The sequence below is a fragment of the Levilactobacillus namurensis DSM 19117 genome, assembly GCF_001434785.1.
Classification (GTDB): Bacteria; Bacillota; Bacilli; order Lactobacillales; family Lactobacillaceae; genus Levilactobacillus; species Levilactobacillus namurensis.
Genome location: NZ_AZDT01000032.1, coordinates 1 through 16,918, shown reverse-complemented (window position 1 = coordinate 16,918; position 16,918 = coordinate 1). Strand labels below are relative to the sequence as shown.

The 16,918-nt window shown below is 53.4% G+C and carries 16 protein-coding genes; 14 read left to right on the top strand and 2 right to left on the bottom strand.

The features are described 5' to 3' along the window. Positions 1-956 precede the first annotated feature (956 nt). From tmk to tsaD, 9 genes are all read left to right on the top strand, one after another. Positions 957-1,610, top strand: a complete 654-nt coding sequence (gene tmk / locus FD30_RS06165) for a dTMP kinase (protein ID WP_056944315.1) — start codon at positions 957-959, stop codon at positions 1,608-1,610. Between the two features lie 13 nt (positions 1,611-1,623). Beyond that, positions 1,624-1,953, top strand: coding sequence for a cyclic-di-AMP receptor (locus tag FD30_RS06160; protein ID WP_024747632.1), 330 nt, complete (start codon positions 1,624-1,626; stop codon positions 1,951-1,953). Between the two features lie 9 nt (positions 1,954-1,962). Next, the gene (holB, locus tag FD30_RS06155) at positions 1,963-2,979 is read left to right on the top strand and encodes a DNA polymerase III subunit delta' (RefSeq protein ID WP_056944305.1); all 1,017 of its coding nucleotides are present in this window, start codon (positions 1,963-1,965) and stop codon (positions 2,977-2,979) included. A 26-nt stretch (positions 2,980-3,005) separates the two neighbouring features. Next, positions 3,006-3,344, top strand: coding sequence for a DNA replication initiation control protein YabA (locus tag FD30_RS06150; protein WP_024747634.1), 339 nt, complete (start codon positions 3,006-3,008; stop codon positions 3,342-3,344). Positions 3,345-3,353: 9 nt separating this feature from the next. Next, positions 3,354-4,244: a 16S rRNA (cytidine(1402)-2'-O)-methyltransferase gene (gene rsmI, locus FD30_RS06145; RefSeq protein ID WP_056944304.1), complete on the top strand. Its 891-nt coding sequence runs from the start codon at positions 3,354-3,356 to the stop codon at positions 4,242-4,244. Continuing rightward, positions 4,241-4,978 (top strand): acyl-[acyl-carrier-protein] thioesterase, encoded by a 738-nt coding sequence (locus tag FD30_RS06140; RefSeq protein ID WP_056944303.1) that lies wholly within the window; start codon positions 4,241-4,243, stop codon positions 4,976-4,978. The genes rsmI and FD30_RS06140 overlap by 4 nt, the downstream gene beginning before the upstream one ends. Positions 4,979-5,154: 176 nt before the next feature. Then, positions 5,155-5,877: a tRNA (adenosine(37)-N6)-threonylcarbamoyltransferase complex dimerization subunit type 1 TsaB gene (gene tsaB, locus FD30_RS06135; RefSeq protein ID WP_056944302.1), complete on the top strand. Its 723-nt coding sequence runs from the start codon at positions 5,155-5,157 to the stop codon at positions 5,875-5,877. Continuing rightward, positions 5,861-6,454 carry a ribosomal protein S18-alanine N-acetyltransferase gene (rimI, locus tag FD30_RS06130; protein ID WP_056944301.1) on the top strand — a complete coding sequence of 198 codons (594 nt, stop codon included), beginning with the start codon at positions 5,861-5,863 and terminating at the stop codon, positions 6,452-6,454. Before tsaB ends, rimI begins: the two co-directional genes overlap by 17 nt. Before the next feature lie 26 nt (positions 6,455-6,480). Further along, positions 6,481-7,524 (top strand): tRNA (adenosine(37)-N6)-threonylcarbamoyltransferase complex transferase subunit TsaD, encoded by a 1,044-nt coding sequence (gene tsaD / locus FD30_RS06125; RefSeq protein ID WP_056944300.1) that lies wholly within the window; start codon positions 6,481-6,483, stop codon positions 7,522-7,524. Positions 7,525-7,590: 66 nt separating this feature from the next. On the opposite strand, the gene FD30_RS06120 is transcribed toward tsaD, so the two are convergent. Next, entirely contained in the window at positions 7,591-9,546 is a 1,956-nt protein-coding gene (locus FD30_RS06120) for an ABC-F family ATP-binding cassette domain-containing protein (RefSeq protein ID WP_056944299.1), read from the bottom strand. Positions 9,547-9,789: 243 nt separating this feature from the next. Here FD30_RS06120 and FD30_RS06115 point away from each other — a divergent pair, with 243 nt between their 5' ends. The 4 genes from FD30_RS06115 (at position 9,790) to FD30_RS06100 (ending at position 15,198) form a co-directional block, all read left to right on the top strand. Beyond that, a complete protein-coding gene (locus FD30_RS06115) occupies positions 9,790-10,425 on the top strand; it encodes a redox-sensing transcriptional repressor Rex (protein WP_024747640.1) in 636 nt (211 codons plus the stop codon). Between the two features lie 227 nt (positions 10,426-10,652). Continuing rightward, positions 10,653-10,937 carry a co-chaperone GroES gene (gene groES, locus FD30_RS06110; protein ID WP_024747641.1) on the top strand — a complete coding sequence of 95 codons (285 nt, stop codon included), beginning with the start codon at positions 10,653-10,655 and terminating at the stop codon, positions 10,935-10,937. A 62-nt stretch (positions 10,938-10,999) separates the two neighbouring features. Further along, positions 11,000-12,628, top strand: coding sequence for a chaperonin GroEL (gene groL, locus FD30_RS06105; protein WP_056944298.1), 1,629 nt, complete (start codon positions 11,000-11,002; stop codon positions 12,626-12,628). Positions 12,629-13,362: 734 nt separating this feature from the next. Beyond that, the gene (locus FD30_RS06100) at positions 13,363-15,198 is read left to right on the top strand and encodes an APC family permease (RefSeq protein WP_056944297.1); all 1,836 of its coding nucleotides are present in this window, start codon (positions 13,363-13,365) and stop codon (positions 15,196-15,198) included. Positions 15,199-15,258: 60 nt separating this feature from the next. On the opposite strand, the gene FD30_RS06095 is transcribed toward FD30_RS06100, so the two are convergent. Next, complete coding sequence (locus FD30_RS06095) at positions 15,259-15,828, bottom strand: TetR/AcrR family transcriptional regulator (protein WP_056944296.1); 570 nt, start codon at positions 15,826-15,828, stop codon at positions 15,259-15,261. A gap of 126 nt (positions 15,829-15,954) precedes the next feature. Between FD30_RS06095 and FD30_RS06090 the strand changes: the two genes are divergently transcribed. Then, on the top strand, positions 15,955-16,695 hold the full coding sequence (locus FD30_RS06090) for a sulfite exporter TauE/SafE family protein (RefSeq protein WP_082604819.1): 741 nt from the start codon (positions 15,955-15,957) through the stop codon (positions 16,693-16,695). Positions 16,696-16,918: the final 223 nt, after the last annotated feature.

Genomic DNA, 16,918 nt, shown 5'->3' with positions numbered 1-16,918 from the left:
GGGAGGGCAGCGCCTTACCGGGCGACCAGACAGGGCTGGAACGCCGTGGGCACAACTTGGCGCCCCCAGTTCATAGTCCCCAAGCTGGCCTTTTCCTAGGTGAGCAAATCCCGCTCACCAAGGAAAATTTCACGGCTGAGCCCTGTCTGGCCGCCCTCACGGCTTACACAGATATTAACTTTTCTGTAGCTGCGTTCTGGGACGCACTTATCATCACCACTAGCGTTGTTAAAGGTTTAGCCACCTGGAAATAATCGTAGTAACTCAGCATCTGCGAAACGTTTAGACCCCCGCCTGATCAACTAACGGTTCTAATATTGGCATGCCCACCATGTTTAACCACAATGATTCTGGCGTTTTCGCTCTGTCCGGGTGCTCCATCAGAGAGAATATCGCAAAAAGCATCGTCTTAATTTTTGGGGGGAGGACTGGCTGTCATTTTAGGAGTGATGTTTCGTATAGGGTTCAACTACCGTAAGCCGTGAGGGTGGTCAGCTAGGGCTCAGCAGTGAAATTTGGGTTGGGTAGCGTTCTTGGCTACCCTAGCCAAAGGCCAATCTTCGAGACCGCTCTTTGGCTCGAAGTTGTGCCCACTGCGTTCCAGCCCTAGCTGACCGCCCGGTAAGGCGCTGGCTACCACCCTTGTTAAGGCTTAAATCAAACTCTGGTAACTTTATTGGGAATTCTAGGGAAACTTAACCAGTGAAAAAGGGCGTGAGAAGCTAGGAGGGCCAAGGCTTTAGAGCGAGAGTGACCGGCGACTTGCAAATAGACATCATTTCTGAATTAAAGTACAATGTATCTATTGATATTCGAGTCGTGACGTGGTACGAATGGCCCGGTCAGTAAGCAATGGACCGTTAGCCCATCACGGATTCGGTTATTGGAACGTTTAAATAACGGATTTCGCAGACCAGGCGAAATCGGATTACAGTAGGAAGATGGGGTCGAAGATTTTGGCAGGAACGTTTATCAGTTTTGAGGGACCGGATGGCGCTGGGAAGACTAGCGCCTTGACGGCCATTACAGCACAACTCGCACCACAACTGGGCGACCGGTTGACCGTGACGCGTGAACCGGGGGGCAACCCCATCTCGGAGAGCATTCGGTCGATTATCTTGGACCGGGCGAACACGGCGATGGACTACCGGACCGAGGCCTTGCTCTACGCGGCGGCTCGTCGGCAACACCTTGCCGAGACCATCCTACCCGCGTTACGGGCGGACCAGTTGGTCTTGTGTGACCGGTACGTTGACAGTTCAGTCGCGTATCAGGGCGCTGGGCGGCAGATTGGGGAGACGGAGGTCGCTAAGATGAACGAATTTGCGACGGACGGGCTCCTGCCAGACCTGACTATCTACTTCGACGTCCCTGCCGAAGTGGGGTTGCGCCGAATCCAAGCTCACCGGGATCCCCAGAAGGTCGACCGCTTGGACGTTGAGAAGACGGCCTTTCATGACCGAGTCCGGGCAGCGTACCTGCGCTTGCAGACGGCCCACCCGGAACGAATCAAGTTGATCGACGCAACGCAGTCCCCAGAACAGGTCGTCGCGGCGGCCCTAGCGTTGATTCACCAGACGGCGCACGCGTACTTTACCACCGGCAAATAAGGGAGGAACCACCATGAAGTTACTTATTGCGATTATTCAAGACAAAGATGCGAACCGGTTGAGCAACCAGTTTATCGACCATGACTTTCGTGCCACGCGGTTATCAACCACCGGCGGGTTCTTAAAGTCTGGGAACACCACGTTTATGCTGGGGGTGGACGATGAACGGGTCGAAGAGGTCTTGGAATTGATCAAGACCACCAGCCACACCCGGCAACAGTTTATGGCACCACCAGTCAATCTGGATGCCCAGTTGGACAACACCTCATCGTATCCGGTGGAAGTTCAAGTCGGCGGAGCCACGGTCTTCGTCTTACCCGTTGACCAGTTCCACCAGTTCTAGGGGGTAAGGATGACCGAAGAGACACCGATAACGACCGCTCAGCGACTCCAGCCGCAGTTGGTCGCGCACTTCATGCACCTGATTGCTGACCACCGCTTGGCCCACGCCTATTTATTCAACGGCATGGACGGTACTGGGCGGCAGGCCCTCGCAGAGACCGTCGCGTTGCGGCTATTCTGTCAGAACGTCGGGGCGGATGGCCGTCCGTGCGGGCAATGTACCGAGTGTCGGCGAATCATGGCGGGCGACCATCCGGACGTGGTCAAAGTCGTTCCCGATGGCCAACGCATCAAGGTCGACCAGGTCCGGTACCTGAAGTCGGAGTTCACCAAGAGTGCCGTGGAAGGTAACCAGAAGATTTTTATCATTGACCAGATGGAGCGAATGACCACTGGTGCCGCCAACAGCCTCTTGAAGTTCATTGAGGAGCCGGTGGGCAATACCGTGGCGCTCCTCTTGACCGCCAACAAGAACTTGATTCTGCCCACGATTCTGTCCCGGACGCAGATTGTCGACCTCTTACCTGTTCCGGCCAGCAAATTAGCCACGGCCCTCGAGGCTGCCGGGGTCGCGCCTAGTCAGCGGTACCTCTTGGCCACTTTGACTGAGAGTGTGACCGCTGCCAACGACCTGGTGGCCGATGACTGGTTGGGGACGGCGCAGACCAGTATTGAGCACTGGTTTACGGCCTGTTGCCAGGGGGATGAACGAGCCTTTGTGCGGGTCCAGACTGAATTGGTCCCCTTGGCGGCTAATCGGGACCGGCAACGCCTAGTGTTAGACATGATCGTTCAGATCTGGCACGATGCGTTGCGCCAACAGTCTCAGGAGGTGGCCGCGGCCGACCTGGCCTATCCCCAAGTCGCGCAAGCCAGTCGCCAGATTGCCCAGCGCTTACCCACGGACCGACTCTTAGCGATTCTGACGTTGACCCTGGATACGCCGGGGCAGTTGGCCGGGAACCTGAATTTTCAAAATATTTTAGAAGCATTGACTTTAGAAATCTTAACTCAAATCGCACGCTAACCGCGTGAACAAGGAGGGGCAGCAGTTTGGATAAACAAGCCGTTTACGACCAATTGAAGGTAATCAAGGAACAACTTGATCAGACCGCCACGCAATTTACTGATTTGCAGGCGGAATTGACGCAGGTGTTCGAACAGAATGCGGAACTTGAGATTGAAAACCAACATCTGCGGGACCTCTTGCGGGAACTCCAAAAGACCTTGCCTGAGGCCCCGGAGACCCAACAGGGCTTATCCAAGTCACGACAGATTCTGGAAAAACTCTACGAGGAGGGCTTTCACGTGTGTCGGGAGTTCTACGGGACTCGCCGCAAGCAAGATGAAGAGTGTGCGTTTTGTTTAGAAGTTATTTATCGCGATCAATAGGAGGTCAGCATGGAACGACAACGGAGTTTTCAGAAGACGGCAACGGGGCGGTTGTACCTGGTGCCCACGCCCATCGGCAACTTGGACGACATGACGTTTCGGGCCGTCAAGACCTTGCAGGACGCAGACCTGATTGCGGCCGAGGATACGCGGAACACGCAGAAGCTCTTGAACCATTTTGAAATCACCACTAAACAGATTAGTTTTCACGAACACAATACCCAGGAACGGATTCCGCAATTATTAGCGAAACTGCAGGCAGGGGCACAGATTGCCCAGGTCAGTGATGCCGGAATGCCGTCCATCAGTGACCCTGGTCACGAATTGGTCGTGGCTTGCGCTCAGGCGGGAATTCCCGTGGTTCCTTTACCGGGGGCCAACGCCGGGCTGACCGCTCTGATCGCCTCGGGATTGGCGCCCCAACCCTTCTACTTCTACGGGTTCTTGGACCGTAAGCCCAAGGATCAACGGGCGGAGATTGCTGAGTTAGAAGAGCGGCCGGAAACGCTGATCTTTTATGAGGCACCGCACCGCTTGAAGAAGACGTTGGCCAACCTAGCCAGTGGCTTGGGCGCTGACCGTCCGGCGGTCCTCTGCCGGGAACTGACTAAGCGTTACGAAGAATTCTTGCGGGGAAGCTTGGAAGAGCTTGCCGATTGGGCCGCCACGGATCAGGTCCGTGGGGAGTTCGTGGTCTTGGTCAGCGGGAATCCGCACCCGACCAGCGAGACGCCCACGGTGGACTTGAGTGAGCCCGTCACGGTACAAGTTGACCGGCTGATTGCCGCCGGTGAGAAGCCCAACGCCGCCATCAAGGAAGTGGCGAACTTGCGCCAGATGAAGAAACAGGAAGTTTATCGTATTTATCACCATTTAGATCAGGAGGATGCGGAAAAATGAGTGCTCAAACCTATACGGAACCGCACCGGGTGGTCTACTACGAAGCTGACGACACGGGGCATTTGACGGTCGCCATGCTGATCAACCTCTTGGTGCTGGTCTCGGACGACCAGAGCAGTGCGTTGGGGATGGATACCCAGTTCGTCAACAGCTTGGGGGTCGGCTGGGTCGTGACCCAGTACCACCTGCAAATCACCCGGTTGCCCAAACTAGGGGATCAGGTGACGTTAAAGACTAAGGCAACGGCCTATAACCGGTACTTCGCTTACCGGGAATACTGGTTAATGGACGCCCAGGGCGAAACGCTGGCCTACGCGGAAGGTATCTGGGTCACCATGAGTTACGCGACCCGCAAGATTGCCACGATTCCGACCGAGTTGATGGCGCCGTATGAGAGTGACCAGATCAACCGGTTACCCCGGCTGCCCCGGCCAGAACGGTTAGATCCAGCGGCGACCACGGTGGTCAAGCCCTACACGGTCCGGTACTTCGATATCGATAATAACGGCCACGTGAACAACGCCCATTACTTCGACTGGTTGTTGGACACCTTACCGGCCGAGTTCTTACGGACCCACCGGCCAACGGACATTCGCATTCGTTTCGAAAATGAAGTGAAGTACGGTCACCAAGTAGCCAGTGAAGTGGTGCCGACCGCAACCAAAACGCAGCACCAGATCAAGGTCGGCAACACGATTGCGGCCTTAGCCACGGTCGCTTGGACCACCGATTAGGCAACCAACCCCGACGAAGTGGGTGTTGGCGTTGGTAATTTGTGGTAGTATAGTAAACTGGTATGATTATGTAGAAGACAAGCAATAGCCAAGAAAAGCGGTGCATCGCGATTCAGGAGACGCCGCTTTTAACATTTCTAGCTTGGCTGCCATCCGTTGAAGGGGACCTTATAAGTATGAAGATTTTAGCAATTGATACATCGAATCGGCCGTTAAGCGTCGCCGTCTTGGAGGACGCGACGGTCTTAGCTGCGATTACGGTGACGGTCCATCAAAAACACGCGGAGTACCTCTTGCCCGAGATCGAGCGGCTCCTGGCTATGGCGGACTTAAAGCCAACGGACCTCGACCGGGTCGTGGTCGCCGCGGGTCCTGGATCTTACACGGGAATCCGCATTGCGGTCACCACGGCGAAGACCTTGGCGGCAACGTTAAACCTTGATTTGGTCGCCGTCTCCAGTCTGGCGACCTTAGCGGCGAATATCCCGGTCGAAGGGGCGCTGGTTGCCCCCATGTTTGACGCGCGCAACCAAAACGTCTTTGCGGGCCTGTACCGCATCAAAGCCGGGGTGCCCCATCCCGTGATTGCGGACGCGCACGTTAACGTCACGGCCTTCTTAAAGGCTGTGGGGGAATACGCGGAGCCAATCTGGTTCTTAGGGGATGCCGCCCACTTTGACGACCTGATTCACACCACCATTTCGGCGGCCACGCCGGCAGTCAGCCCTTGGTTGAACTTGCCGCAGGTCGCCACGATCGGGCTTTTGGGCCAACACCGGACGCCCGTCCAAGATGTCGACCGTTTTGTGCCCAACTATCTGCGCTTGACGCAGGCGGAAGCCGAATGGCGGGCGAAGAACCCTGGGGAGGACAACGCATCCTATGTTGAAAAAGTTTAAAACTTGGTATAAAAATGTTTTTGGAAGTCAACGGGAGATTGCCCGAGAAGAAGCCTTGGGGGTCAAGAACCATCAGGTGACCATCAAGGGTGTTAGTTATTTCGTGGCCAAGGCTATGTTTACGGATATTCCCGAGATGATCGAAATTGAGCGAGCCGTGTACGCGGGCAAGGCCCCGTGGGATTCCACGGCCTTCGCCAACGAATTGCGGCGGGATAAGGACCGGCTGTACCTGGTGATTCGCCGAAACGACCAACTGCTGGCGTTTATCGGCAGTACGTTTGACGAACGCACCCAAGACGCGCACATCACGAACATTGCCGTCTTGCCCGACTATCAAGGGCGGGGCTTAGGGCGGTTCCTGATGAATATTATGATCAAAAAAGCCCGGCACCTGAACTACCGGACGGTCAGTCTAGAGGTGCGGGTCTCGAACCGGCAAGCCCAAGAACTGTACCGGGACCTGCAATTCGAGCAGACCGGAATCAAGCGCGGGTACTACTTCGGCGATCACGAGGACGCGGCGGACATGGTCTTAGACCTGCCAGCGACGGCCCCCGCTGAAGTTGAGGAGTAGTCAGCTCGGCAGAGAAGTGAAGAGGAGTGAGTCCAACGAGTAAGCGAAATTTAATTCTGGCATTTGAGTCAAGTTGTGACGAAACCAGTGTGGCCGTCATCGAAGACGGTCATCAGATTCTGTCGAACATCGTGGCGACCCAGATCAAGAGTCACCAACGGTTCGGGGGCGTGGTCCCCGAGGTCGCGAGTCGTCATCATATCGAAGAGATCACCATCTGCATCAAGGATGCTTTGGCTGAGGCCAACGTTACCTATGATGATTTGGACGCCGTCGCGGTGACCTATGGGCCGGGGTTGGTCGGTGCCCTGTTGATCGGGGTCACGGCTGCCAAGACGGTGGCTTTTGCCCATAATTTACCGTTGATTCCCGTCAACCATATGGCGGGCCACATCTATGCGGCCCGGTACGTGGAACCCATCGAGTTCCCCGCGATGGCTTTGTTAGTCTCCGGAGGACACACGGAACTGGTCTACATGCCAGCCGAGAATCAATTTGAAATCATCGGAGAGACCCGTGATGACGCTGCCGGTGAGGCCTACGATAAGGTCGGCCGGGTCATGGGCGTTAACTATCCGGCCGGTAAGACGGTCGACGAGTGGGCTCATCAAGGCCACGATACGTTTAACTTCCCCCGGGCGATGGATAAGGATGACAACTTCGACTTTAGCTTTAGCGGGTTGAAGAGTGCCTTCATCAACACCACCCACCACGCGGATCAAGTGGGGGAGACCCTTGATAAGCACGACTTAGCGGCTAGCTTCCAGCAGGCCGTGGTGGATGTCTTGGCGGACAAGACGTTGCGGGCGCTCAAGCAGTATCCGGTTCACCAACTGATCCTTGCTGGGGGCGTTGCGGCCAACCATGGTCTGCGGGAACGGTTAGACGCCGAACTGGCAGCGGTCCCCGGGACCCGGTTGGTTAAGGCGCCGTTAAAGCTTTGTGGCGATAACGCCGCCATGATTGGGGCGTTTGCGGAAGTCGCTTACCGCCACCAGGTCTTTGCGGACGCCACTTTGAATGCTGACCCTAGTCTGGAATTCGACTGGGTCGCTGATCCGGTTAAGTAAGACGAAACGAAAAGCCTCTTAATTCGTGTATAGCGAATTAAGAGGCTTTTTAAATGGCGTCGTATGTTAATCGTTATCGAAGTCTTCCAAAGCCAGACTTTGATTGGTCCAGTCGTCTTCGACCTGATCGAGTTGCGTGGTCAGTTGGTCGAGTTGGGCCTGTAAGTCGCCCAACTTTTCCGCGTCGTTAAAGTTCTCGGGGAGACTCATGGTCTGTTCGATGGCCGTTTTTTGTTGTTCTAATTGGCCCATCTGTTCTTCCAGCGCGGCAACTTGGCGTGACAGTTTCCGTTTAGCCTTGGACCGTTCCTTTTGTTGCTGGTAATCGACCTGGGTCTGCTTCGGCGCAACCACCGTGGGATTAGCGGCCTCAGCTTCGGCGGCTTCCTTAGCGGCGTAAGCGTCCTGCTCGGCCTTCTTGTCGACGTAGTAGTCGTAGTTCCCCAGGTACCGGGTAGTCCCTTCAGGACTGAGCTCGATCACCTGCGTGGCGACTTGGTTAATGAAGTACCGGTCGTGGGAGACGAAAAGGATGGTCCCGTCGAATTCGTTGAGGGCGTTCTCCAGAACCTCCCGACTGTCGATGTCCAAGTGGTTGGTGGGTTCGTCCAGCATCAGGAAGTTATCGTGGCGCATGGCCAACTTGGTCAGCAACAGGCGTGCCTTTTCACCACCACTGAGGCTGTGGACGGTCTTGTCGACGTCCGCTCCCGTGAAGAGGAAGCTTCCCAGGATAGCCCGGATGTCGCCTTCGGGAGTCGTCGGGTGGTCGTCCCAGAGCTCGTGTAAGACGGATTTCTTCGCGTGCAGGAGCGTTTGATCTTGGTCGTAGTACCCGGTATCGACACCGGTCCCGAAGATGACCTGACCGGCCAGAGCGGGCAATTTACCTAAGATGGTCTTGAGCAGGGTGGACTTGCCCACACCATTGGGACCCACGATGGCGACGGCCTGGTGTTTCTTGATGTCGAGGTTGATGGGTTGGCAGAGGACTTGATCACGATACCCCACGGCGGCGTTGACCACGTCAAGTACCACGTTACCGCTTTGCCGTCGTGGCGTGAACCGGAAGCGGGCGACTTTTTCGTCCGCGTCGGGCTTGTCGATGCGGTCCATCTTCTCTAATTGTTTCCGCCGGGCCTGAGCCCGCTTGGTGGTGGACGCCCGCACGATGTTGCGGTTCACAAAGTCCTCCAACTTGGAGATCTCGGCCTGTTGCTTATCGTATTCTTTCCACTCTTGGCGTAAGCGTTCTGCTTTTTCGTCGATAAAGTGGGAGTAGTTTCCTTGATAGTGCACCAACCCACCGTGAGCCATGTCGTAGACTTCCGTGGCCACGTGGTCGAGGAAGTACCGGTCATGGGAGACAATCAGGATGGCTCCCGGATACCCTTGCAGGTAGCCTTCCAACCAAGTTAACGTCTCAACGTCCAAGTGGTTAGTGGGTTCGTCGAGAATCAACAGGTCGGGTCGTTCCAGGAGTAGCTTGGCTAAGGCCAGTTGGGTCCGTTGCCCCCCGGACATTTCGGTGATGGGCTTGTCGTAGACGCTTTCGTCGAACTCGAACCCGTGGAGGACGCCGCGAATCTCGGCCTGGTAGCCGTACCCGTTCTGGTCGCTAAAGTCTTGTTGTAACTGGTCATAAGTACTGCTGACTTGTTGGAATTTTTCGGGGTCCGCGCTGACGGCGGGGTCACTCATCTCCGCTTCGAGTTCGTGAATTCTCCGCTCCATGGCTTGTAGCTTGGCGAACACACTGAGCATCTCGTTCCAGACGGTTTTGGTCGAGTTGATCCCCGCGTTTTGTGCCTGGTAGCCGATGGTGAGGCCGCGCTTCTTGGTAATCTGACCCGCATCCGGTTCGGTTTCCCCGGCAATCATTTTTAATAGTGTCGATTTACCAGCCCCGTTTCGACCGACTAGCGCGACGCGACCGTGTTCCGCGACGTCGAGATTGACGTTTTGGAACAAGACTTCGGCGCCGAACCGACGGGAAACTTGCTGGACCTGTAACAGAATCACAAGATCGACCTCCTTTTAGTGCAGATAGCATGAATTGATACTGTCTATTTTAGCATATTCCCCGACCAGACCGAAATTTCGAAGAAATAGTGAAAAATATTTGCAATTTCTTTCACAAGCCCGGTGGGTATGCTATAATTTGAGGGAAAGTGAATTTCACATGCAAAAAGATTGTGTAAAAGAGTTATCGTTGACGGCGACCTTTCAACGGTAGCTGGCAATGTTGATTAGGAGGGTGTACCTTTGACAGAACAAAAAATTCCGCGGGCGACAGCAAAGCGGTTACCGATTTATTACCGGTACCTGAACATCTTGCTGGACGCGGATAAAACACGAGTATCTTCGACGGAGCTTTCCGAAGCCGTCAAGGTTGACTCGGCAACGATTCGGCGTGATTTTTCGTATTTCGGTGCTTTAGGGAAACGGGGCTATGGTTATGACGTGGAAAGTCTAATCAAGTTCTTCCGGAAGATTTTGAACCAAGACCGGTTGACCAATGTGGCCTTGATTGGGGTCGGGAACCTAGGACACGCCTTATTGAACTTTAACTTCCACCAGGACGGCAACGTCCGGATCAGTGCGGCGTTCGACGTTAACGACAAGATCGCCAACACGATTCAAAGTGGCGTACCGATCTACCCCATGACGGAACTTCGGACCCAATTGGAAGAGCAACAGATTCAGGTGGCCATCTTGACGGTGCCATCGGAAGTTGCCCAACAAGTCACAGACGAAGCCGTAGCCGGTGGTGTGAAGGGAATCTTGAACTTTACGCCGTTGCGGGTCACGGTGCCTAAGGATGTTCGGGTCCAAAACGTTGACTTGACTAACGAGCTCCAGACGTTGATTTACTTCTTGGAACACTACAATAAAGATTAGACCAGGAGTCGTGGTTCGCGGAGAATCGCGGCTTTTTTGGTACAATCAAGGAGGCCTCACGGGGGTGGCGAACCCAGACACCGGGTGGACCAATTAGCACTCTCGAATTAAGTTTGCCAAATTCCTTGATTTTTACTGGGAATAATCATATATTAGATATTGTTGATTAGCACTTATGTTAGTCAAGTGCTAACAGTGCTAAAACCTAGTTCATTGGAGGGATTCAAGTGTTAAAACCATTAGGAGACCGTGTCATTTTAGACCAACCACAAGAAGAAGAAGAAACGGTTGGCGGCATTGTGTTAGCAAGTAACGCACAAGAAAAGCCTCAAACGGCCAACGTTGTTGCAGTTGGTGACGGTCGGGTATTGGACAATGGTGAAAAGGTTGCGCCAAGTGTCAAAGTTGGCGACAAAGTATTGTTCGACAAATATGCCGGTACTGAAGTGAAGTACCAAGACAAGACGTACCTTGTTTTACACGAAAAGGACTTAGTCGCTGTCGTTGACTAAGACTTTCCCACTACTCATCCAGCAACACGATTAAAAATTTTAGTATGAGGTGAACGATTAAAATGGCTAAAGAATTAAAATTTTCTGAAGACGCACGTAGCGCAATGTTAGCCGGTGTCGACAAGTTAGCCGACACGGTTAAGACCACCTTGGGCCCTAAAGGCCGGAACGTTGTTTTGGAACAAAGTTACGGTAACCCAACCATCACGAACGATGGGGTAACGATTGCCAAGTCCATCGAATTGGAAAACCACTTCGAGAACATGGGGGCTAAGTTAGTCTCCGAAGTTGCTTCCAAGACCAACGACATCGCTGGTGACGGGACTACGACTGCCACGGTTCTGACGCAAGCCATCGTGAACGAAGGGATGAAGAACGTCACGGCCGGTGCGAACCCTGTTGGCATCCGTCACGGGATCGAATTGGCAACCAATGCGGCGGTCAAGGCCTTACACAAGATGTCTCACGATGTTAAGACTAAGGACGACATCGCCCAAATCGCATCCATTTCTTCTGCCAGCAAGGAAACCGGTTCTTTGATTGCTGACGCCATGGAAAAGGTTGGTAACGACGGGGTCATCACGATTGAAGAATCCCGTGGGGTTGATACCAGCCTCGACGTGGTTGAAGGGATGCAATTCGACCGTGGGTACATGTCTCAATACATGGTTACCGACAACGACAAGATGGAAGCTAACCTGGACAACCCTTACATCTTGATCACCGACAAGAAGATTTCTAACATCCAAGACATCTTGCCATTACTGCAATCAGTTGTTGAACAAAGCCGTTCATTACTGATCATTGCGGATGACATTACCGGTGAAGCTTTGCCAACGCTGGTTCTGAACAAGATGCGGGGAACCTTCAACGTGGTTGCTGTGAAGGCACCTGGCTTTGGTGACCGTCGTAAGGCCATGTTACAAGATATCGCCGTTCTGACGGGTGGTACGGTCATCACCGATGACTTAGGCTTGAACCTGAAGGACACGACCATCGAACAATTAGGTCAAGCTCAAAAGGTTAACGTGACGAAGGACAACACCACGATCGTTGAAGGTGCTGGTTCTAAGGACCAAATCGCTGACCGGGTAGCTGAAATCAAGGGTCAAATCGCTGACACGACCTCTGAATTCGACCGTGACAAGCTGAAGGAACGTTTGGCGAAGTTAGCCGGCGGTGTTGCTGTGGTTCGGGTCGGTGCTGCAACCGAAACTGAATTGAAGGAACGCAAGTACCGGATCGAAGATGCTTTGAACGCGACCCGTGCGGCCGTTGAAGAAGGCTTCGTTCCTGGTGGTGGAACTGCTTTGATCGACGTCATCAAGGACGTGGCTTCTGTGAAGGCTGATGGGGATGCCCAAACTGGGATCAACATCGTCTTACGGGCCTTAGAAGAACCAGTTCGTCAAATCGCCCAAAACGCTGGGGTCGAAGGCTCCGTTGTGGTTGAACACCTGAAGGGTGAAAAGCCTGGTATCGGCTACAACGCTGCTGATGACAAGTACGAAGACATGGTTGCTGCCGGCATCACCGACCCAACCAAGGTTACCCGTTCTGCTCTGCAAAACGCTGCCTCTGTTTCCGCATTGTTATTGACTACGGAAGCCGTTGTGGCTGACAAGCCAGACAAGAACGCTGCTGCACCAGCTGCTCCAGCCGGTCAACCTGGTATGGGCGGCATGATGTAAGCCGTCTCCCATTAAATTTGAATTTTCAAGAGCCCGGGACCAAGCTCCCGGGCTCTTTTTTTGGCTTAACGACCACGATACGGCGCTGAAGCGTGCAACCCAAAGAATTAGCCGTGAGGTTGGGCCTGAAGAGGCCCAATAAGGATTGCGTCAATCATTTGTAACCATGGCTACAAACGGTTAACAATTTTATTCGCACAAACGACTACTATGACCTTATTCGGTTTAGGATGAGGTTTTTTTACCAATCATAGTCGTCAATAATATGCCTGGGTACCGTGGTTATTCTCGGGACTTCAAAAGAGTTTTGTGAAATGGTTTTAGTAAGCTTAGGATGTTTTATTTGCTGTTGCGGCTGACTGGTGAACCCATTGAGGGGCCTGGCTTTCTGCGCTGGTTCGGTTGGATGAGGGGCAAATACCATTTGACGAATCCACTAGAAACTAGTAGCTTTGAGGTTGAGCTTTGACCTTACATAGCATGTCGTTAAAATGACTGCCCAGAATCTTGGGGTGGTCGCATCCAAATGGTCAATTCCTCAAGGGTTAATTAACCGCAATGCCAATCCGTTGGGTGCGGTGATATTTTCACCCAACCCACACAAAGAATTGTGGTAATGTGGGATTATAAGTAGTAGAATGACGTTTGCATTCGCAAAAGCGAGTGGTGTTCATGATGCCGGTGATGAACCGGATTTCGAATTATTATTTCGTGGAGATAAGGAGTAAATAGTCATGTGGCGTTATTTAAAGCGGGTTTTGATTGGAAAACCCCTCAAAACCATGGACGAGGGCGGTCAAGCGCTGACCAAGTTTAAGGCCTTAGCACTGTTATCATCTGATGCGTTGTCCTCCGTGGCTTATGGTACTGAGCAAATCACGACAGTCTTAATTACCTTATCCGCCGCAGCCCTGATGTATCAATTATGGGTTGCTGCTTTGGTTTTAGTCCTGTTATTTGCGATCACGCTTTCTTACCAACAAATCATCCATGCTTATCCCTCTGGTGGTGGCGCCTACGTGGTGGCCAGTACCAACTGGGGTCAGTCGGCAGGATTAGTTGCTGGGGGCTCGCTGTTAGTAGATTACATGCTGACGGTGGCGGTTTCGACGACGTCTGGCACGGAAGCCATTACGTCGGCGATTCCCGCGCTATATCCGTATTCGGTCTTGATTTCCGTCCTGATCGTGGTGGGCATTATGTTGCTCAACCTCCGGGGCATGAAGGAATCAGCGGCCTTTCTGACCGTTCCCGTGTACTTCTTCATCTTGATGATTCTCGGCATGGTTGGTGTGGGACTCTACAACATCGTGACCGGGAACATTACCTATCATGCGTCGGCGAGTGTCGGTGCGCCCGTGCAGGGCATGACCCTGCTGCTGTTCTTCCGGGCCTTCTCCTCCGGGTCGTCATCACTGACCGGGGTCGAAGCCATCAGTAACGCCGTACCGAACTTCAAGGAGCCTAAACGGCATAATGCGGCGGCCACCCTGGCCATTATGGCCGGAATTTTGGCCATCTTCTTCGCCGGAATCACCTACCTGAGTTACTACATGGGGATTCGGCCACAGTCGAGTCAAACGGTCCTGTCCCAGATTGCGGGCGGGGTCTTTGGCCACGGTGTACTGTACTACCTCTTACAACTGTCAACGGCGGCCATTTTAGCGGTCGCTGCCAATACCGGGTTCTCGGCCTTTCCGATTCTGGCCTATAACCTGGCGAAGGATAAGTTCTTACCGCACGCGTACTTGGACCGGGGCGACCGGTTAGGGTATTCTAACGGGATTATCTCGTTAGCCGTTGGGGCGATTGTCCTGATCATTATCTTCCACGGGCAGACCACGCTACTGATTCCACTGTATGCGGTCGGGGTCTTTGTACCATTCACACTGTCTCAGTCCGGGATGATCATTCACTGGTTCCGGACCCGGGAAGGTTGGTGGGTCGGCAAAGCCGGTATCAACCTGCTAGGAGCACTGATTTCACTAGTCTTAGTGATTTTCCTGCTCTTCTTGCACTTTGCGAACGTCTGGCCATACCTGATCATCATGCCGCTGTTACTCTGGATGTTCTACCGGATTCACCAGCATTACCTGAACGTGGCCCGACAACTGCGGGTTGCGGAGAAGGCCAAGGCGGAAGTGCACCAGTACGATGGTGCCACCGTCATCGTGTTGGTCAGCAACATCACCCGGGTGACCGCGGGGGCCATCAATTACGCGCAGTCGATTGGAGACTACGTGATTGCGATGCACGTGTCCTTTGATGAGAATCCTAAAAAGGAACACAAGACGGCACTGGAATTCAAGGAAGAATTCCCTGACATCCGCTTTGTGGACATTCACTCGTCTTATCGGTCAATTGCCACGCCAACGTTGCGGTTCTGTGACGTGATCGCCAAGCGGGCGGCTGAACGAAACTTCACCACCACGGTACTGGTACCGCAATTCGTGCCGCGTCATCCTTGGCAGAACGTCTTGCATAACCAGACGGCGTTGCGCTTACGGGCGGTCCTGAACTCCCGTGAAAATATTATTGTTTCTACCTATAATTATCATTTAAAAGAGTAGTGCCTTGTCTTAAGGGGCACTAAAGCCGATACCCGGTGATAACGGGGTATCGGCTTTTTTTTAGGATGTTTGATGGAGTAACCGTAGTGTGTATTTAAGTAGCTGATTGGCAGTAAGGTGCCGCTGGTAACGTTCGAAGGTGTAGACGCGACTTTTCAACATAGCAACCACCATATCGGCCTGAAATTGAAGGTAGGCTGGTTCACTAGCAGGCTGGACGCGGTGGAGGACTCGTAATAATAACGTGACGCGCTCAACATAGAGTGGATTTTGAAGGAGTTGGGTTAACTGTTCTGGAGAGGACTCGGTTTCGATACTGGTTAACAGACCTTCGTTAGCAGCACGGACAGCTAAATATCCCTGTAAAACGTGTGCAAGTTGTCCATTTGGTTTGTCAGTCGTTGTATCCAGGTAGGCGTTTTGGTCGACCACAAAAGCATGGATGCTGTCATAGGCCAATGCAAGGCACAGAGACCCCTTGTTGGGGAAGTTCCGGTATAACGTTCCGATACCAATTTGAGCAGCTGATGCGAGCTGTTTCATGCTTACCTGGGAGGTCCCCTGAGTAGCAAATAGCTTTCGGGCGGTTGCCAGGATTTTTTGATGGTTCATTTGGGCATCTCGGCGCATGACGGTTACTCCTTTTATGAAAACTTAGTATCTCTAACCTACACCACCGGCGTCGGCTTGACAAGTGGAATGGATTCCGTTTAAATAAATGGAGAGGGTTCCATTTATTAGAGAGGAAGCGGCAACGTGTTGGTACTTGTATACGGATTTTTGATTGGGGTTTTCATCAGTCTGATGGGTGGTGGAGGCGCCGCCATGTACTTGGGGGTGCTGACCAGCCAATTGGGCATTGCAACGGCGGTGGCGGCTCCCACGTCCCTGATTGTGGCCATTCCGGCCTTGATCTTTGGCTGTATCACGCAGATTCGGATCCACAACGTGCAGTTCAGCTTGGGGAATCGAATGATTGTCGCGGCCATTCCGGGAATTTTGGTGGGGACGGGGGTCTCTCCATTGATTCCTGATCAGATTTACGATTGGGTCGTGGGCACCATTTTGATCGTCATGGGCCTCATCGTGGTGTACCGTGCATTTCGGCCGGCCCAGCACCAGGTTACGGGTTCGGCTCGTGCTTGGACAGCCGCAGGATTGGGCCTTTTAAGCGGGCTCATGGTCGGAATTGGTGGGTTGACCGGTGGTGGCCCCACCGTTGCCGGACTGTCGATTTTGGGGCTAAATGCGTTGAGTGCGGCCGGGACCTCGACCTATGTTCTAAGTGTCATGGCCGTGATTGGCGCGGTCAGCCACCTGTTTACCGGGACCATCGATTGGCTAGCCGGCATTAGCCTGATGGTGGGGTCGGTAATTGGTGCGGTCGCAACGCCGCTGGTCTTACACCGGTTCGACCTCACTAAGGTCAGTCGCTGGTTGACCCCCATCATGGGGCTGGTGATCGTGTACTTTGGGGTCAGCATCTTTTTAAAGTAGCATTAAGCGTCAGCGTCCATCCTAAAAGGGTGGGCGCTTTTACTTTAGCTGCCTAATTGAGACCAGATAGGTGCTTAACAGGGAATTTGGGTAAGTGGCTGAGGACGCCTCTGCATAGTGCTAGCCGTGGTGTGTTCGGTTGGTGGGGGGAGGTGGATATATGAGCGCAAAAAAAATACTAAGCTTAGAGGCATAGAAGTTACCCGACGGGGTGCTCCTATGC